Annotated in this window: 13 protein-coding genes and 1 tRNA gene; 12 read left to right on the top strand and 2 right to left on the bottom strand. The window is 60.8% G+C overall.

All coding sequences use genetic code 11. From position 1 onward, the window contains the following. The first annotated feature begins 64 nt into the window (after positions 1-64). The 4 genes from ACR0AC_RS20615 to ACR0AC_RS20600 all read left to right on the top strand — a co-directional run bounded on the left by ACR0AC_RS20615 (position 65) and on the right by ACR0AC_RS20600 (position 3,501). Positions 65-931: an AAA family ATPase gene (locus tag ACR0AC_RS20615; protein WP_480875805.1), complete on the top strand. Its 867-nt coding sequence runs from the start codon at positions 65-67 to the stop codon at positions 929-931. Continuing rightward, positions 931-2,115 (top strand): vWA domain-containing protein, encoded by a 1,185-nt coding sequence (locus ACR0AC_RS20610; RefSeq protein ID WP_480875802.1) that lies wholly within the window; start codon positions 931-933, stop codon positions 2,113-2,115. Before ACR0AC_RS20615 ends, ACR0AC_RS20610 begins: the two co-directional genes overlap by 1 nt. A gap of 12 nt (positions 2,116-2,127) precedes the next feature. Then, positions 2,128-2,940 carry an XdhC family protein gene (locus ACR0AC_RS20605; protein WP_480875799.1) on the top strand — a complete coding sequence of 271 codons (813 nt, stop codon included), beginning with the start codon at positions 2,128-2,130 and terminating at the stop codon, positions 2,938-2,940. A 108-nt stretch (positions 2,941-3,048) separates the two neighbouring features. Continuing rightward, a complete protein-coding gene (locus ACR0AC_RS20600) occupies positions 3,049-3,501 on the top strand; it encodes an SRPBCC family protein (protein WP_170453301.1) in 453 nt (150 codons plus the stop codon). A 64-nt stretch (positions 3,502-3,565) separates the two neighbouring features. Here the strand turns inward: ACR0AC_RS20600 and ACR0AC_RS20595 are convergent. Next, positions 3,566-3,652, bottom strand: a tRNA-Leu gene (locus ACR0AC_RS20595). Between the two features lie 201 nt (positions 3,653-3,853). On the opposite strand from ACR0AC_RS20595, the gene ACR0AC_RS20590 reads away from it, so the two are divergent. Next, positions 3,854-4,837, top strand: a complete 984-nt coding sequence (locus ACR0AC_RS20590; protein ID WP_170520803.1) for a complex I NDUFA9 subunit family protein — start codon at positions 3,854-3,856, stop codon at positions 4,835-4,837. Here ACR0AC_RS20590 and ACR0AC_RS20585 read toward each other — a convergent pair whose 3' ends face one another. Beyond that, on the bottom strand, positions 4,838-5,641 hold the full coding sequence (locus ACR0AC_RS20585; protein ID WP_480627334.1) for an undecaprenyl-diphosphate phosphatase: 804 nt from the start codon (positions 5,639-5,641) through the stop codon (positions 4,838-4,840). Positions 5,642-5,870: 229 nt separating this feature from the next. Here ACR0AC_RS20585 and ACR0AC_RS20580 point away from each other — a divergent pair, with 229 nt between their 5' ends. The 7 genes from ACR0AC_RS20580 to ACR0AC_RS20550 all read left to right on the top strand — a co-directional run bounded on the left by ACR0AC_RS20580 (position 5,871) and on the right by ACR0AC_RS20550 (position 17,673). Further along, positions 5,871-7,304: an NAD(P)-dependent oxidoreductase gene (locus ACR0AC_RS20580; protein WP_170623577.1), complete on the top strand. Its 1,434-nt coding sequence runs from the start codon at positions 5,871-5,873 to the stop codon at positions 7,302-7,304. 48 nt (positions 7,305-7,352) lie between these two features. Beyond that, a complete protein-coding gene (gltB, locus tag ACR0AC_RS20575) occupies positions 7,353-11,885 on the top strand; it encodes a glutamate synthase large subunit (RefSeq protein ID WP_480780847.1) in 4,533 nt (1,510 codons plus the stop codon). A 185-nt stretch (positions 11,886-12,070) separates the two neighbouring features. Next, on the top strand, positions 12,071-12,988 hold the full coding sequence (locus tag ACR0AC_RS20570) for a Hint domain-containing protein (RefSeq protein WP_480875792.1): 918 nt from the start codon (positions 12,071-12,073) through the stop codon (positions 12,986-12,988). Between the two features lie 39 nt (positions 12,989-13,027). Beyond that, positions 13,028-13,762 carry a monofunctional biosynthetic peptidoglycan transglycosylase gene (mtgA, locus tag ACR0AC_RS20565; protein WP_480875790.1) on the top strand — a complete coding sequence of 245 codons (735 nt, stop codon included), beginning with the start codon at positions 13,028-13,030 and terminating at the stop codon, positions 13,760-13,762. Positions 13,763-13,820: 58 nt separating this feature from the next. Further along, on the top strand, positions 13,821-14,486 hold the full coding sequence (fzlA, locus tag ACR0AC_RS20560) for an FtsZ-binding protein FzlA (RefSeq protein WP_170453282.1): 666 nt from the start codon (positions 13,821-13,823) through the stop codon (positions 14,484-14,486). A gap of 74 nt (positions 14,487-14,560) precedes the next feature. Further along, on the top strand, positions 14,561-15,598 hold the full coding sequence (gene queG / locus ACR0AC_RS20555) for a tRNA epoxyqueuosine(34) reductase QueG (RefSeq protein ID WP_480875787.1): 1,038 nt from the start codon (positions 14,561-14,563) through the stop codon (positions 15,596-15,598). Between the two features lie 71 nt (positions 15,599-15,669). Further along, positions 15,670-17,673, top strand: a complete 2,004-nt coding sequence (locus ACR0AC_RS20550; protein ID WP_480875808.1) for a hydantoinase/oxoprolinase N-terminal domain-containing protein — start codon at positions 15,670-15,672, stop codon at positions 17,671-17,673. The last annotated feature ends 19 nt before the right edge of the window (positions 17,674-17,692 follow it).

Below are 17,692 nucleotides of genomic sequence, written 5' to 3'. Positions count from 1 at the left end.
GGGCGCTGCCCCCTCCGCACCTCCCCCGGGATATTTTTGGCCAGATGAAGATAGGATCCTGGTTTTGACTTTGAGCGATGTGCAGAACGGATTGGCCGCGCAGGGCTATGTTGCCGATGATCGGTTGGCGATGGCCTTGCATTTGGCACAGCAGCTTGGGCGGCCCTTATTGCTGGAAGGTCCGGCCGGGGTTGGCAAGACCGAGGTCGCCAAGGCGGTGGCGGCTTGGCGGGATACGCGGTTGATCCGGTTGCAGTGTTATGAGGGGCTGGACGCAAACCACGCGATTTATGAGTGGAATTATCAGCGTCAATTGTTGGCGATCCGAGCGAGCGAAGCGCAGGGTGGCACCAGCGAGGCGCAACTGTTTTCCGATGCGTATTTACTGAAAAGACCTTTGTTAGAGGCTGTCTCCGAAGAACAACCTCCGGTTTTGTTGATCGATGAAATTGATCGGGCGGATGAAGAATTCGAAGCCTATCTGTTGGAAATCCTGTCGGACTATCAGATCACGATCCCCGAGCTTGGGACGATCAAGGCGCGGGTTCGGCCCATTGTTATCCTGACCGCAAACGGGACGCGGGATCTGTCGGATGCTTTGCGGCGGCGGTGTCTTTACAGTTTCCTGGACTATCCAACGAAAGAAACGGAACTGGCGATCCTGCAGGCGCGGATGCCCGAGGTTGAAGGGGCGCTGGCGCGGCAGATCATCGGGGTCGTGCAGGCGCTGCGGCAGGAAGATCTGGAAAAGAAGCCGGGTGTGGCAGAGATGTTGGATTGGGCCGCCGCCCTGTCGGGCCTGGGGGTCAACGATCTGGCCAAGTCGCGGGACGAGGTGCAGGCGACTTTGGTGTGTCTGTTGAAAACCGCTGCGGATTACGATGCGGCCCCTGCGGAATTGATGGATCGGCTGATCGGGAAGGTGGCGTGATGCAGGTGACGCGCTTTCCCTCTCGGGCTGATGGGTTGGCGGATCGCATGTCGGGGTTCATTGCCCATCTGCGCCTGAATGGCTTGCGGGTTGGCCCGAAAGAGACTTGCGACGCGTTGGTGGCTTTATCCAAGGTCGAGGCTACGGACACCGATCAGGCCCGTCAGGCATTATGCGCGGTTTTGGCTGGGGATGCCGAAGATTGGCGGCGGTTCGACGGCCTGTTTGACGCCTATTGGTTCAATGCGGGCAAGCAACGGTCCGGCGTCGCGCAGAACACGCATGTTCGGGTTCAGTCGGCAAAGCCGATGATCTGGCAAAGCCATGAACCGGGTGCGGACAGTGCTGAGGCCAGTTCAGGGGACACCACTCCGGACCCGAGCGACAGGCAGGCCGAGGGGAAGGACGGGAAGCTGATTGCAACCCGCACGGCCAACCTGTCGCGCCGGGATTTGCGTGAGTTGATGGATGAACACTCGTTGAAACAAGCGGAAGAGGCGGCGTTGAAATTGGCGCGCGCCATACGCGACCGGCGTTCGCGCAGGCGCAAACGGGCTTTGCGGGGACCAACGCTGGATATGCGGCGCATTCAACGGGCCAGTCTGGCTCGGGGTGGTGAGCCCATCGATCTGTTTCGCCGCGCGCGGCCCCCTCGTCCGATGCGGATCGTTGCCTTTTGCGATGTCAGCGGATCGATGACCGTGTATTCGCGGGTCTTTCTGGCCTTCCTCAAAGGTCTGATCGGCAGCGGCACTGATGCGGATGCCTATCTGTTTCACACCCGCCTGCTGCGGGTCACCGACGCTTTGCAGGACCATGATACGCTGCGCGCGGCTGGTCGGTTGTCGCTGATGGCCGAGGGGTTCGGTGGCGGTACGGATATTTCGGGCAATCTGGAGCGGTTTCTGGATGGCTACGGCGCGCGCGCGCTGAATGGCCGGACGGTCGTTCTGATCCTGTCGGACGGGTACTGCACTCAGACCCCGGATCGGTTGGCAGACGCTTTGGCACGGATGCGGCGCAAAGCGCGGCGGATTGTCTGGCTCAATCCGCTGAAAGGGTGGAAGGACTACCAGCCCATCGCGGCGGCCATGCAAGCTGCGGAACCTTATCTGGACGCCCATTTGCCCGCCAACACGCTGGACGCGCTCGCGGCCCTTGAACCTGAATTCCGCAAGCTCTGAAAAGGGTCTAACATGGGAAATTTTGACATTTTCGACACCATTGAGCAGCTTCGGCAATCCGGTCAACCATTCTGTGTCGCGACTGTTCTGCGGACGGCAGATGCGACCTCGGCCAAGGCGGGTGGAAAGGCGGCTGTGACGCGGGGTGGAGAGATTCTGGGCCATCTGGGTGGAGCGTGCGTACAGCGTGTGGTTCGAACCTCGGCACAGCAGGCGTTGTCCAGCGGGACGCCGCAGATGATCCGCGTGAAACCTTCGGAAAAGGTGGTGACGATGACGGACCCGGATGGCGTGCAAACCTTCAAAAGCGGATGCCCGTCTGGCGGCACGGTTGATCTGCTGGTCGAACCCTATCAACAGGCGCCCCGGCTGGTGATCTTTGGTGCCTCGCCCATCGCATCGGCATTGGCGGCGCACGGCACTTTGGCCGGGCTGCGCGTCTATCTTGACGACGGCGCAGAGGCATCGGCTGAGTGCGCCCGGTTCTCGTTGGATCAGGTGTCCGAACTTGGGATCGAGGCGCGGGATTTCGTGGTGGTCGCGTCCCAGGGCAAAAACGATGGCGCGGTGCTAAAGGCTGCGTTGGAGACACCGGCCGCGCGCGTCTCGATGGTGGCCAGCCGCCGCAAGGCCGATACGCTGGTGGCGAAACTGATCGCACAGGGCATGGACCCGTTGTGTGTTGCGCGGCTGAAATCGCCTGCGGGGTTGGATATTCACGCCATCGATCCGCACGAAATCGCCTTGTCGATCTTGGCCGAGATTGTGCTTTGGCGGAACAGTGATACGACTAAGGAGGTCTCTCATGACGAAAAGCTTGCGTAGATGGTGCGCCGCACTCTGGCCCGCCCGCCCCGATCCCAACCCGGAAGACGCGGCCGAAATGGCGCTGATCGTCTTCCCAAGATGTTGTTGAACAAAGGAAATGCCTGAATGGAACTGAGCGACGAAATCCGTATCACCGCCCCCCGTGACGTGGTGTACCGCGCCCTGAATGATGCAGAGATTCTGAAAGAATGTATTCCGGGCTGCGAGGAACTGGTTCAGAACTCGCCCGAGGATCTGGAAGCCAAGGTTGTGCTGAAAATCGGCCCGGTCAAGGCCAAGTTCGCCGGTCAGGTGACGCTGGACACCTCTAACGCACCGGATGGCTTTTCCTTGAATGGCGAAGGCAAGGGCGGGGCCGCCGGGTTCGCCAAGGGCGGGGCCGAGGTGACACTGACCGAAGATGGCGATGAGACGGTTCTGGCCTACACCGCCAAGGTCGATATCGGCGGCAAGATCGCACAATTGGGCAGCCGTTTGATCGCGGGAACGGCCAAGAAACTGTCTGGCAAGTTCTTCACCCGCTTCGGTGAAATCGTGTCCGAGCAATCGGTGTCGTGAGATTGTAATGACAGCAAACATCGCCCGCGCACGGGTGGTTTTGGAATAGCATCTTTGGGGGATTTGGTGCCCAGGAGAGGACTCGAACCTCCACGTCCATACGGACACTAGCACCTGAAGCTAGCGCGTCTACCAATTCCGCCACCTGGGCAGGTGTCGTGAGGGGGCGTTTAAGCCCAGTGGCGGGGGGCGTCAACCGGATTCGGGGAGATTTTTGAAAGTTTTTTGAACAAGGCCGATTACGCCCCCAATCAGGCATTGTGCCGATGTTGCCGCGTGGCGAATTAGCGCCTTGTTTCGAAGCGATCTGGGCGCTACGTCTTTTCCCCATAAAGTCAGCAGGAGGTCACCCATGTCCAAACTGGTCACGATTTACGGCGGATCGGGTTTTGTCGGGCGCTACATCGCGCGACGGATGGCGGGTGAAGGGTGGCGCGTGCGCGTGGCGGTGCGCCGGCCGAACGAAGCCATGTTTGTCAAACCCTACGGCGTGGTTGGTCAGGTCGAACCGGTCTTGTGCAATATCCGCGATGATGCGTCGGTTGCGCAGGCTATGCAGGGTGCGGATGCGGTCGTGAACTGCGTGGGCGTCCTGAACGAGCTTGGCAACAATGATTTTGCCGCCGTGCAGGCCGAAGGGGCCGAGCGGATCGCGCGTTTGGCGGCGCAGCAGGGTATCGCGCGTATGGTTCATATTTCGGCCATTGGTGCGGATGCAGATGCGGCCAGCACATACTCGCAGACCAAGGCGCGGGGAGAGGCGGGCGTGTTGCAGCATATGCCCGACGCCGTGATCCTGCGCCCGTCGCTTGTCTTTGGCACGGAAGATCAGTTCTTCAACCGCTTTGCGGGTATGGCGCGTCTGGGTCCGTTTTTACCTCTGGTCGGTGCCGATACGAAATTCCAGCCGGTCTATGTGGACGATGTCGCGCAGGCGGCGGTCAAAGGGGTTCTGGGTCAGGCGCAGGCCGGGGTTTACGAATTGGGCGGGCCCGAGGTCAAAACCTTCCGCGCCCTGATGCAGCAGATGCTGGAGGTCATTCACCGCCGCCGGATCATTCTGGGTGTACCGTTCTTTGTGGCCAAGATCATGGCCGGGGTTCTGGACATTGCGAAATTCGTCAGCTTCCAGCTGTTCCCCAACAACATCCTGACCCGCGATCAGCTGAAAAACCTGCGCCGGGACAATGTTGTGTCAGAGGGTGCAAAAACGCTGGAAGATCTTGGGATCGAAGCCACGACGCTTGCGTCGGTTCTGCCCGAGTACCTGTGGAAATTCCGCCCCTCGGGCCAGTATGACGACATCCAGAATTCCGCCGATAACCTGCGGACCTGATCAGCTGTAGGCAATCACCAGCAGGGTGATGCCCAGAAACACGCGGTAAATCACGTATGGGGTGAAGCTGACGCTGCGCAGCAGGCGCATCATCAGGCTAAGCGCCAAAAGTGCCGAGACAAAGGCGAAGGCAGCGGCAATCGCCCCGTCTTTGGCCAGATTGGTATCGGCCTGATGGATCACATCCGCTGACAACAAGACGCCCGAGGCGATGATCGTCGGGATCGACATCAGCATGGCAATGCGGGCCCCGTCCTCGCGCGTGTATCCTAGATGCCGGGCACCGGTGATGGTAATGCCGGACCGCGATGTACCGGGGATCAGGGCGATGGCCTGCCACAGGCCCATGATCGCCGCGTCCCGCAGGCCCCAATCCTTTGCCACCTTGGTTTGCGGGCCCTTTTGATCCATCCAATACAGCAACACGCCAAACAGCAGCATTGTCCAGCCGATCACAGCGATCGAACGCATCGCATCGCTCAGCCCGGTCAGAAACAGGACAAGCCCGGCAAGAACGGTTGGGATCGTCGCGATGATCAGCCCCAGGGCCAGCCTGGCCTGCGGGGTATCGGTTTGGCCTCTTAGGGCGCGGGGCACGCCGGAGAGGGCAGATTTCACGTCCGTCCAAAAATACAGCACAACCGCGCCCAGCGTGCCCACATGAACCGCGACGTCTATGGTTTGGCCCTGATCCTCCATCCCTGTCAGGCTGGGCAGCAGGATCAGATGGCCCGATGAAGACACCGGCAGGAATTCAGTTATCCCCTGAATTATCGCTACGAGAATCAAGTGAAAAAGACTCATTTAACCTGCTGCACTGCTACCAAATCGTTTTACTTTTTATGGGTATTCCGGTGGCTCTCAAAAGGAAAGTGCGTTGATAGGTCCGAATCGGAACTAAAATCACGCAGTAATTTCCCGAGATTAGCAAGATACCGCAAACTTTTCCAATTTAAGTCAGTACTTTTTACTTTTCATCCCAAACTGCATCTCTTAAACAGGCCCGACCAAGCCAATTCATGGAGTCTGACCCGTGGCCAAGCAACCGATGCTGAAATTTGTGCAGATCGACCGCGTCATGCCGGAAAAGCGTGCCGCTGATGACCGCAAGGAAGACTTTGACGAAATCTATGCCGAGTTCGCGGCGGACAAGGCGGCAGAGCAGGCCAGCCGGTGCAGCCAGTGTGGTGTGCCCTATTGCCAGTCGCACTGCCCGCTGCACAACAATATCCCCGATTGGCTGAACCTGACCGCGACGGGTCGTCTGGAAGAGGCGTATCAGACCAGTCAGGCCACCAACACCTTCCCCGAGATTTGTGGCCGCATTTGCCCGCAGGATCGCCTGTGCGAAGGCAATTGCGTGATCGAACAGTCCGGCCACGGCACCGTCACCATCGGGACGATCGAAAAATACATCACCGACACGGCATGGGACAAAGGCTGGGTCAAGCCCGTGGTTCCGGGGGCCGAGCGCAGCGAAAGCGTTGGCATCATCGGTGGTGGCCCCGGCGGGCTGGCGGCGGCGGATATGCTGCGTCGCGCCGGTGTTCAGGTGACGGTTTATGACCGCTATGACCGCGCCGGTGGGTTGCTGATGTACGGCATTCCGGGCTTCAAGCTGGAAAAGGACATCGTGCAGCGCCGCAACGACCTGCTGGCCGATGGCGGGGTTGAGTTCGTGCTGAACTGCGACGTGGACGCTGCCAAATTCGACGAGATTCGCGCCAAGCATGACGCCGTGATCATCGCGACCGGCGTTTACAAATCGCGCGACCTGTCGATGCCGGGCAGCGGGCTGAACGGCATCGAAAAGGCCATCGACTTCCTGACCGCCTCGAACCGCAAAAGCTTTGGTGACGCGGTCGAAGATTTCGACAATGGCCGCCTGAACGCCGATGGCAAGAAAGTCGTCGTGATCGGCGGTGGCGATACCGCGATGGACTGTGTGCGCACCTCGATCCGGCAAGGGGCCACTTCGGTCAAATGCCTGTACCGCCGCGACCGCGCGAACATGCCCGGCTCGCAGCGCGAAACCCAGAATGCCGAGGAAGAAGGCGTGATCTTCGAATGGCTCAGCGCGCCCAAGGGCTTTACCGGCGACGATACCGTCTCGGGCGTGATGGTGCAGAAAATGCGTCTGGGTCAGCCCGACGCCACGGGCCGTCAGGCCCCCGAGGTGATCGAAGGCGCGGATTATGTGGAAGAGGCCGATCTGGTCATCAAGGCGCTGGGCTTCGAGCCCGAAGACCTGCCCACCCTGTTCGGCCAGCCCGATCTGCCCGTGACCCGTTGGGGTACCGTCAAGGCCGCCTTCCAGACCGGTGAGACCGAGATGGACGGCGTTTATGCCATCGGTGACATCGTGCGCGGGGCCTCTCTGGTGGTCTGGGCCATCCGTGACGGGCGCGATTGTGCCGACGCGATCATCGACCGGTTCAACGCCAAAGCTGCTGTCGCAGCCGAATAAGCCAGATACCAAAGCGAATTAAGCCCCCTCGGAAGAAGGAGACAGCCAATGACCAAATATGATGCCGATTGGGTGCGGGCCGAAGAAGCCAAACGCCAGTGGATGGCGGAAAACGGTCTTTATTCCGAGGATGAGGAGCATTCGTCCTGCGGTGTGGGTCTTGTTGTCTCGGTCGATGGTAAGAAAAGCCGCAAGGTTGTGGATGCAGGGATCGATGCGCTCAAGGCGATCTGGCACCGGGGCGCGGTGGATGCCGATGGCAAGACCGGCGATGGCGCGGGGATCCACGTGCAAATTCCGGTTCCATTCTTCTATGACCAGATCCGCCGCACCGGGCACGAGCCCAATCTGGATCAGTTGATCGCCGTCGGTCAGGTGTTCTTGCCGCGTACCGATTTCGGGGCGCAGGAAAGCTGCCGGACCATCGTAGAAACCGAAGTTCTGCGCATGGGCTATTACATCTATGGCTGGCGTCACGTACCGGTCGATGTGACCTGTCTGGGCGACAAGGCCAACGCTACCCGGCCCGAGATCGAGCAGATCCTGATCTCGAATTCAAAAGGCGTGGACGAAGAGACGTTCGAGCGCGAGCTGTACGTGATCCGTCGCCGGATCGAAAAGGCTGCCCTGGCCGCTGGGATTTCCGGGCTGTATCTGGCGTCGCTGTCCTGCCGCTCGATCATCTACAAAGGCATGATGCTGGCCGAGCAGGTGGCCGTGTTCTACCCGGACCTGATGGATGAACGCTTCGAATCCGCATTCGCGATTTATCACCAGCGCTATTCGACCAACACCTTCCCGCAATGGTGGCTGGCGCAACCTTTCCGCATGCTGGCCCATAACGGCGAGATCAACACGCTGAAGGGCAACGTCAACTGGATGAAAAGCCATGAAATCCGGATGACCTCGGACAGCTTTGGCGACTATGCCGAAGACATCAAGCCGATCATCGCGGGGGGATCGTCGGATTCGGCTGCATTAGACTCGGTTTTTGAGGTTCTGGTGCGCGCGGGCCGCTCGGCCCCGATGGCGAAAACCATGTTGGTGCCGGAAAGCTGGTCCAAGCAGGCGGTGGAACTGCCGCAGGCGTGGCGCGATATGTATTCCTATTGCAACTCGGTGATGGAGCCGTGGGACGGCCCCGCCGCTTTGGCGATGACCGACGGCCGCTGGGTCTGTGCCGGTCTGGACCGCAACGGGTTGCGCCCGATGCGTTACGTTGTGACGGGTGACGGGCTGGTCATCGCGGGGTCTGAAACCGGTATGGTGCCAATCGATGAGGCCACCGTGACCGAAAAAGGCGCGCTTGGTCCGGGTCAGATGCTGGCAGTGGACATGAAGAAGGGCAAACTGTTCCGCGACAAGCAGATCAAGGACAAACTGTCCCGCGCGCTGCCGTTTGGCGACTGGGTGAGCAAAATCAACGATGTGGACGATACGCTGGCAGGTGTGTCCGAGGCTCCGATCTTCTCGGGCGATGAACTGCGCAAACGTCAGATCGCGGCAGGATACTCGGTCGAGGAACTGGAGCAAATCCTCGCGCCCATGGCCGAAGATGGGAAAGAGGCTTTGGCCTCGATGGGTGACGATACGCCCTCGGCGGTTCTGTCCAAGAAATACCGTCCGCTCAGCCATTTCTTCCGCCAGAACTTCAGCCAGGTGACCAACCCGCCCATCGACAGCTTGCGCGAATACCGTGTGATGTCGCTGAAGACGCGGTTCGGCAACCTGAAGAACGTGCTGGATGAAGACAGCAGCCAGACCGAGATCATCGTGCTGGAAAGCCCCTTTGTCGGTAACGCGCAGTGGGACAAGCTGGTTGAAAACTTCAACTCTCCGCTGGCCGAGATCGACTGTAGCTTTGAACCCGGCAGGGGCGCGCTCAGCGCCGCTTTGGCCCGTATCAGAGCCGAAGCGGAAGAGGCTGTGCGCTCGGGCGCGGGTCATCTGGTCCTGTCCGATCTGAACTCGGGTCAGGGTCGTGTGGCGATGCCGATGATCCTAGCGACCAGCGCGGTGCATTCGCATCTGACGCGGCAGGGGCTGCGGACGTTCTGTTCGCTGAACGTGCGGTCCGCCGAATGTGTCGATCCGCATTACTTTGCGGTTCTGATTGGTTGCGGCGCGACTGTTGTAAACGCTTATCTGGCCGAGGATTCGCTGGCCGACCGCATTGACCGCGGGTTGCTGGACGGCACCCTGACCGAAAACGTCGCGCGGTATCGCGAAGCCATCGATCAGGGCCTGTTGAAAATCATGGCCAAGATGGGGATTTCGGTGATCTCGTCCTATCGTGGCGGTCTGAACTTTGAGGCCGTGGGCCTCAGCCGGGCCATGGTGGCTGAGTATTTCCCGGGCATGACCAGCCGGATCTCGGGTATCGGCGTCACCGGTATTCAGGCCAAGGTCGAGGAAATCCACGCCAAGGGCTGGGACAGTGGTTTGGACGTGCTGCCCATCGGTGGTTTCTACAAAGCGCGCAAATCGGGGGAGACCCACGCGTGGGAAGCGACCTCGATGCATATGATGCAAATGGCCTGTAACCGCGCCTCATATGAGCTGTGGAAACAGTATTCGGCCAAGATGCAGTCGAACCCACCGATCCACCTGCGTGATCTGATGGATTTCAAGCCGCTGGGCAAGCCGGTGCCGATTGAAGAGGTGGAATCGATCACCTCGATCCGCAAACGGTTCGTCACGCCGGGCATGTCGCTGGGCGCGCTGTCGCCCGAGGCGCACAAGACGTTGAATGTGGCGATGAACCGGATCGGAGCCAAGTCGGACTCGGGCGAGGGCGGTGAAGATCCGGCGCATTTCGTGCCGGAACCCAATGGCGACAACCCGTCAGCCAAGATCAAGCAGGTGGCTTCTGGTCGCTTCGGTGTCACCGCCGAATACCTGAACCAGTGCGAAGAACTTGAGATCAAGGTCGCCCAGGGTGCGAAACCCGGTGAGGGTGGGCAATTGCCCGGCATGAAGGTCACCGATCTGATCGCGCGTCTGCGGCATTCGACCAAGGGTGTGACGCTGATCTCACCACCGCCGCATCACGACATCTACTCTATCGAGGATCTGGCGCAGCTGATCTATGACCTGAAACAGATCAACCCGCGCTGCAAGGTGACAGTGAAACTGGTGGCGTCTTCGGGCGTTGGCACGATTGCTGCCGGTGTGGCCAAGGCGAAAGCGGACGTGATCCTGATCTCGGGCCATAATGGTGGCACCGGGGCATCCCCCGCGACCAGCATCAAATATGCCGGTCTGCCGTGGGAGATGGGCCTGACCGAGGCGCATCAGGTTCTGGCGATGAACAACCTGCGGGATCGGGTGACTCTGCGCACCGATGGCGGGTTGCGCACCGGGCGCGACATCGTCATGGCCGCGATGATGGGGGCCGAGGAATACGGCATCGGCACCGCCGCCTTGATCGCGATGGGCTGTATCATGGTGCGTCAGTGCCAGTCGAACACCTGCCCCGTTGGCGTCTGTACGCAGGACGAAAGCCTGCGCGCCAAGTTCACCGGCAATGCGGACAAGGTGGTGAACCTGATCACCTTCTACGCGCAGGAGGTGCGCGAGGTGCTGGCCAGCCTTGGTGCCCGGTCCGTGGATGAGATCATCGGGCGCGCCGATCTGCTGGCTCAGGTCAGCCGGGGATCGGCGCATCTGGACGATCTGGACCTCAACCCGCTGCTGATCACCGTCGATGGTGCGCATGACATCGTCTATGACCGCGACAAGGACCGGAATGCGGTGCCGGATACGCTGGACGCTGAAATCGTGCGCGACGCGGCGCGGTTCCTGAAAGACGGTGAAAAGATGCAACTGTCCTACGCAATCCAGAATACGCACCGGACGGTTGGCACCCGTGTCTCCAGCCATATCGTGCAGAATTTCGGCATGCGGAACACGTTCCAGGACGACCATCTGCATGTGAAACTGCAGGGCTCGGCCGGGCAATCGCTGGGGGCCTTTGCTGCCCCGGGGCTGAAGCTGGAAGTGTCGGGCGACGCCAATGACTATGTCGGCAAGGGCCTGTCGGGCGGTACCATTGTCGTGCGCCCGCCGCAGGTCAGCCCGTTGAAGGCAGATGACAACACCATCATCGGCAACACTGTTCTGTATGGGGCTACCGATGGCCACCTGTTCGCGGCTGGCCGCGCGGGTGAGCGGTTTGCCGTGCGCAACTCGGGCGCCAAAGTGGTGATCGAGGGCTGTGGTTCGAACGGGTGTGAATACATGACCGGTGGCGTGGCCGTTATCCTTGGCGATATCGGGGCCAATTTCGGGGCCGGTATGACCGGCGGCATGGCCTATCTGTATGACCCCGAAGGCAAGGCCGAATTGCTGATGAACAAAGAGACTCTGGTGACCTGTCCGGTGACCGTGGATCATTGGGTGGATCAGCTGAAATCGCTGGTCGAGCGTCACGCGGCCGAGACCCACAGCCGCAAGGCCGCCGACATTCTGCAACACTGGGATGTGGAAAAAGCCAACTTCCTGCAGGTCTGCCCGAAAGAAATGCTGAACAAGCTCAGCCATCCGCTGACAAGCGAAGTTGCCGCTGTTCCGGCGGAATAGCCGCCAATTCAGCCAAAAACAGGGCCCCGCGTGACTTTTGAATCACGCGGGGCCTTTCTTATTGGCGTGGATCGTCTGCGCGTCTTGCTGGATCGCAACCATCCCGCCTAGCCTTTTGTTCACGCTTTAGTGATGAATAGCCATCATGCTGTGGCCGCGCTGCGGTGTCGAACAGGAGGTGCCGAATGCCGACCACTTACCTTGACCAGTTCTATGCGTTCGATCCGGCCAATCCGCCTCCGGCCGGGACGGCCATAACGGTCGAAAAGTACAATCTGGTCGATGATGATGACGATTTCGACATCGAAGCCGGCACTGGCGACACCGTGAACGGTCAGTTGGTGACCTCGTCATGGCCGGGGGACACGGTGACCATCAACCTGACGGGCGGTGGTACCGCGACCTACACAGGAACGACCTTTTATCTGGCGGATGGCACACGTGTGTTCACACCCACGGACGGGTCGGTTCTGCAGCCGGGCACGCTGGCGTCCACAACCTTTGTGACCACGCAAGGCCCGCTGGACGTGACCACCGATCTGGGCCCGCCATGCTTTACGCCGGGCACCATGATCGCCACACCGCAAGGCCTGCGGGCAGTGGAAAAGCTGATGGCAGGCGACCTTGTCACCACCGTGGATCACGGCGCGCAACCGCTGTTCTGGGTTGGGCGCACCACTGTTGAGGCCGAGGGCAAACTTGCACCCGTTCAGTTCCAGGCGGGCGTGCTGGGGCTGGACCGACCGCTGCTGGTCTCACCACAACACCGCATGCTGATCGAAGACTGGCGCGCGCCGCTGTTGTTTGGCCACCCCGAGGCGTTGATTGCCGCCCATTGTCTGGTGAACGGGGACACGGTGAGGCGGATCGAAGGCGGGCAGGTCGACTATATCCACCTGTTGTTCGAACGGCACGAGATCATCTTTGCCAATGGCGCTAAAAGCGAAAGCTATTACCCCGGTCACGCCCTGACGACGCCTGAACGGGAAACACAGGCCGAAATCCTGCATCTGTTCCCGGAATTGAAGGCGCGCGGGGCCAGGATGCCCGACACCGCCCGCCCGGTCGTACCTGCGCGCGAAGCACGGGCAATCGCGATTTAGGCCGTTTCAAAGCGGCCTCGTGCGTCGTATAGCTGAGATATGGCAAAGAAAGCAGCCCGCAAATCGAGCAGTAAGAAAAGCAAGGCACGCAAAAAGACAACGCCATTGGGTCAGAAACTGCGCCGTTGGGTAACGCGCGCGGCGCTGGGCATTGTGTGTTTCTTGATTGGACTGATCTTGCTCTATTCGGTCGTGAACCCTCCGATCACCCACACGATCTGGTCAGAATGGCGGCGGTTGGGCAAGGTCGAGCGCGAATGGGTGCCGATCGAAGAGATCAATCCGGTCATGGCCCGGTCGGTTGTCGCGGCCGAGGACGCGAATTTCTGCCTGCATTGGGGGTTTGACGTCGAAGCGATCCGGGATGCGTTGGAGGATGGCGGCAGTCGAGGGGCCTCGACCATAACGCAGCAGGTGGTGAAGAATGTGTTCCTGTGGCAGGGCCGCAGTTGGGTGCGCAAGGCGATGGAAACCTCGATCACGCCGGTGGTCGAAATATTCTGGAGCAAGCAGCGTATACTTGAGGTCTATCTGAACGTCGCCGAGACCGGGAACGGTATCTTCGGGGTCGAGGCTGCGGCGCAGCGCAATTTCGGTGTCAGCGCGGCGAATATGACCCCGACGCAGGCGGGGCGGATTGCGGCTATCCTGCCCTCACCGCGCAATCGCTCGGTCACGGACCCGTCGGTTTTCACCCGCAGACGGGCCGCGGCGATTCTTGAGGGGGCGGCCACCATCCGCGCAGATGGTCGCGCGGATTGTTTCGAGGATTGAAACCTGACGCCTCTCGGGGCTAAAGCAGAAGAGTATTCACTGGTTCGATTGGAAGTCCATGGCGCGTCTGTTTCACGTTCCCCTGTCCCCCTACTGCCGCAAGGTTCGGCTGTCTTTGGCAGAAAAGAAGATCGAGGTCGAACTGGTCGAAGAAAGATATTGGGAGCAAGACCCGGATTTCCTGCGTCGCAACCCGGCAGGCAAAGTGCCTGTGTTGCGGCTGGACGGCCAGATCATGTCGGAAAGCGCTGCGATCTGTGAATATATCGAAGAAACCCGACCCGAACCGCCGCTGATGCCAAAAACGCCCGAAGCCCGGTTTGAAGTGCGTCGGCTGGTTGGCTGGTTCGATGACAAGTTTCATAACGAGGTGACCTCGAAGCTTCTGTATGAGCGGGTCAACAAGAAGATGACCGGGCAGGGCTATCCCGACAGCAAGAACGTCAAGGAAGGTGCGCGGGCGATCAAGTATCATCTGGATTACATGGCGTGGCTGCTGGATCACCGGCGCTGGCTGGCCGGGGATCAGATGACCCTGGCCGATTTCGCTGCGGCGGCGCATCTGTCGGCGCTGGATTATATCTCGGATGTAGATTGGAATCGCAGCGCGGCGGTGAAGGACTGGTACGCCAAGATCAAGTCGCGCCCGGCGTTCCGCTCGATCCTGGCGGATCAGGTGCCGGGATTCCGGCCCCCGCCCCATTACGCTGATCTGGATTTCTGATAGGGTGGTGAGGGGGCTGTCTGCCCCCTCTTGGCCTTGAAGGCCAATTCACCCCCGAGGATATTTTTGGCCAGATGAAGAGCGGATCGGGTTTAAAAGACAAGTTGGTAGAGCAGGCTTTGGCCGAGGGGTTTGTGTCCTGTCGGGTCTGTCGGCCTTGGGATGTACCGCAAGTGCCGGACCGATTGGCGGCGTTTCTGGACGCCGGTTATCACGGGCAGATGGGTTGGATGGCCGAGCGGACCCATTGGCGTGGCGATCCGGCGGCGCTGTGGCCCGAGGCGCGTTCGGTGATCATGTTGGCCGAGAGCTATACGCCCGAGCATGACCCGACCGAAGTGTTGGCACATCCCGAGCGCGGGGCGATTTCGGTTTATGCTCAGAACAAGGATTACCACGATCTGGTCAAGAAGCGCCTGAAGCGGTTGGCGCGGTGGCTGATTGCTGAAGCCGGGGGTGAGGTGAAGGTGTTTGTCGATACTGCTCCGGTGCCCGAAAAGGCCTTGGGGCAAGCGGCAGGGTTGGGATGGCAGGGCAAGCACACCAATCTGGTCAGCCGGGATTGGGGCAATTGGGCTTTCATAGGGTCTGTTTTCACGACTTTGGACATTGCATCGGACATGGCCGAGACGGATCATTGCGGATCGTGTCGTGCCTGTCTGGACAGTTGTCCGACCGATGCATTCCCGGCCCCGTATCAGTTGGATGCGCGGCGGTGCATTTCCTATCTGACCATCGAACACAAAGGCCCGGTGGATGAAGAGTTGCGCGGGAAGTTGGGCAACCGGATTTATGGCTGCGATGATTGTCTGGCGGCCTGTCCGTGGAACAAGTTTGCCGTGGCCGCCAGTGACATCCGATATGCGGCCCGCGCTGACCTGAAGGCCCCGGCGCTGGCGGAACTGGCAGGTCTGGACGATGCCGCGTTTCGGGCGAAGTTTTCGGGCTCTCCCATCAAGCGGATCGGGCGGGATCGGTTTGTGCGCAATGTGCTTTATGCGATTGGCAATTCCGGGCAGGCGGCGTTGCGCTCCGTGGCGCAGGGTTTGACCGACGATCCTGATGCAGCAGTGGCAGATGCGGCGCGCTGGGCGGTGAATCGACTGCCCTGAATGCCGCAAACAGGCTGGACGTGGCGGTCCAAACCTCTAAACCCATGCGAAGCGAACAGATGGAGGACCCGATGGCGCTGGCTTTGGGGGTGGATACGGGCGGAACCTATACCGATGCGGTGTTGATCCGGGATGAGCGTGAGGTGATCGCCTCGGCCAAATCCCTGACAACACGAACCGATCTGGCGATCGGAGTGGGCAAAGCAATTTCGGCCGTGTTGAACGAGGCGCAGGTCACGCCCAATCAGATCTCGATGGCGTCGTTGTCGACCACATTGGCAACAAACGCTCTGGTCGAGGGGCAGGGCGGCCGCGTGGCGCTGATCTATATCGGATTCAAAGAAAGTGATCTTGAAAAGCACGGGCTGAAGGATGCGCTGAAGGGCGATCCGGCGTTGGTCGTTGCCGGTGGGCACAGCCATGCGGGCGGTGAAGTGAGGCCGCTGGATACAGAGACGCTGGAGGCGTTCTTAGACTCTCACAAAGGGATTTCAGGCTTTGCCGTTGCCGCCCAATTCGCGACCCGCAACCCGGCGCATGAGTTGGAGGCGGCGCGGATCATCGCGGAAAAGACCGGTGCGCCGGTCACGTGCTCTCATCACCTGTCGGCCAAGCTGAACGGGCCTAAACGCGCTGTGACGGCGGTGCTGAATGCCCGGTTGATCGGGATGATCGACCGTCTGATCGGGCGCGCGCAGGATCAGTTGCTGGCCTTGGGCATTACCGCGCCGATGATGGTGGTGCGCGGCGATGGCGCGTTGATGAGCGCCGAACAGGCCCGCGAACGACCCATCGAGACCATCCTCAGTGGACCTGCCGCGTCGATTGTAGGGGCCAAATGGCTGACGGGGGCCGAGAACGCTCTGGTCTCGGACATTGGCGGGACGACCACTGACGTGGCGCTGATCCGGGACGGCAAACCCGCGATTGATCCGGCGGGTGCGCAGGTCGGCGGGTTTCGCACCATGGTCGAGGCGGTCGCCATGCGGACCCATGGGCTTGGCGGCGACAGCCAGGTGCATGTCGTGACCGAAGGTTTGGGTGGCGGCGTCTTTCTGGGGCCGCGGCGGGTTCTTCCTGTGTCACTGATCGCATCGGAAGCGCCCGAGGTGATCCACGCCGCTCTGGACGAACAACTGCGCGCAACAACAGTCGGCGAGCATGACACGCGGTTCGCCCGCCGTGTGCCGGGTGTCCACGCCGATGGGGTCGGCGCGCGGGAAGAGGCGCTGTTGGACAGGTTGGGCGATCAGGTTCTGCCGCTCGGTGCCTTGTTGCGGACGCGGATGGAAAACGGTGCGCTGACCCGGTTGGTGGATCGCGGAATTGTTCAGGTCTCAGGGGTGACACCATCCGATGCCAGCCATGTGCTGGGGCGGGTCGATGCGTGGGATGCAAATGCTGCGCGAAAGGCGCTGGAACTGGTGGCGCGCAAGCGGGTCGGGTCGGGCGACATGCTGGCCACATCGCCCGAGCAGCTGGCGCAAATGATCATCGACCAACTGACCGAACAGACCAGTTTGACCTTGTTAGAGGCTGCTTTTGCCGAAGAGACCGATGATTTCGGCCTCGCGCCCAAGGACCTGGCCCGGCATGTTCTGACCCAACGCGGGCTGGCGCAGCACCGGGGTTTGCTGGCGCTGGATGCGGCGCTGAACGTGGATGTGGTGGGGCTGGGCGCCTCGGCCCCCAGCTACTACCCTGCGGTGGGGGATCGGCTGCGTTGTCAGATGGTGCTGCCGGACCATGCGGGCGTCGCCAACGCCATCGGTGCGGTTGTCGGACGACTGACCTTGCGGCGATCGGGATCAGTGACCTCTCCGACCGAAGGCCGGTACCGCGTTCATCTTGAGGACGGCCCGCAGGATTTCGGCGCCTCGGATGAAGCGCTGGCCCTGTTGGAACGGGTCCTGCGCGCCGAGGCTGAGGGTGCCGTACGCGATGCCGGGGCCGAGGACATCCGGGTCGTCGTCGACCGCGACATCCGAACGGCGCGGGTGGAAGAACGGGATGTGTTTGTCGAGGCGATGCTGACTGTTGAAGCCAGCGGTCGCCCTCGGGTGGCGACGAGTTAGACCCCCTCAGATTTCCGAG

The sequence above is a fragment of the Ruegeria sp. H7 genome (assembly GCF_056532945.1).
This window is presented reverse-complemented; position numbering and strand designations above follow the sequence as displayed.

Coding starts and splice junctions, on each gene's coding strand:
- ACR0AC_RS20585 (WP_480627334.1), bottom strand. CDS start 5,641: ATGAGTCTTTTTCACTTGATTCTCGTAGCGATAATTCAGGGGATAACT.
- gltB (WP_480780847.1), top strand. CDS start 7,353: ATGACCAAATATGATGCCGATTGGGTGCGGGCCGAAGAAGCCAAACGC.
- fzlA (WP_170453282.1), top strand. CDS start 13,821: ATGGCGCGTCTGTTTCACGTTCCCCTGTCCCCCTACTGCCGCAAGGTT.
- ACR0AC_RS20600 (WP_170453301.1), top strand. CDS start 3,049: ATGGAACTGAGCGACGAAATCCGTATCACCGCCCCCCGTGACGTGGTG.
- ACR0AC_RS20605 (WP_480875799.1), top strand. CDS start 2,128: ATGGGAAATTTTGACATTTTCGACACCATTGAGCAGCTTCGGCAATCC.
- ACR0AC_RS20550 (WP_480875808.1), top strand. CDS start 15,670: ATGGCGCTGGCTTTGGGGGTGGATACGGGCGGAACCTATACCGATGCG.
- ACR0AC_RS20570 (WP_480875792.1), top strand. CDS start 12,071: ATGCCGACCACTTACCTTGACCAGTTCTATGCGTTCGATCCGGCCAAT.
- ACR0AC_RS20610 (WP_480875802.1), top strand. CDS start 931: ATGCAGGTGACGCGCTTTCCCTCTCGGGCTGATGGGTTGGCGGATCGC.
- mtgA (WP_480875790.1), top strand. CDS start 13,028: ATGGCAAAGAAAGCAGCCCGCAAATCGAGCAGTAAGAAAAGCAAGGCA.
- queG (WP_480875787.1), top strand. CDS start 14,561: ATGAAGAGCGGATCGGGTTTAAAAGACAAGTTGGTAGAGCAGGCTTTG.
- ACR0AC_RS20590 (WP_170520803.1), top strand. CDS start 3,854: ATGTCCAAACTGGTCACGATTTACGGCGGATCGGGTTTTGTCGGGCGC.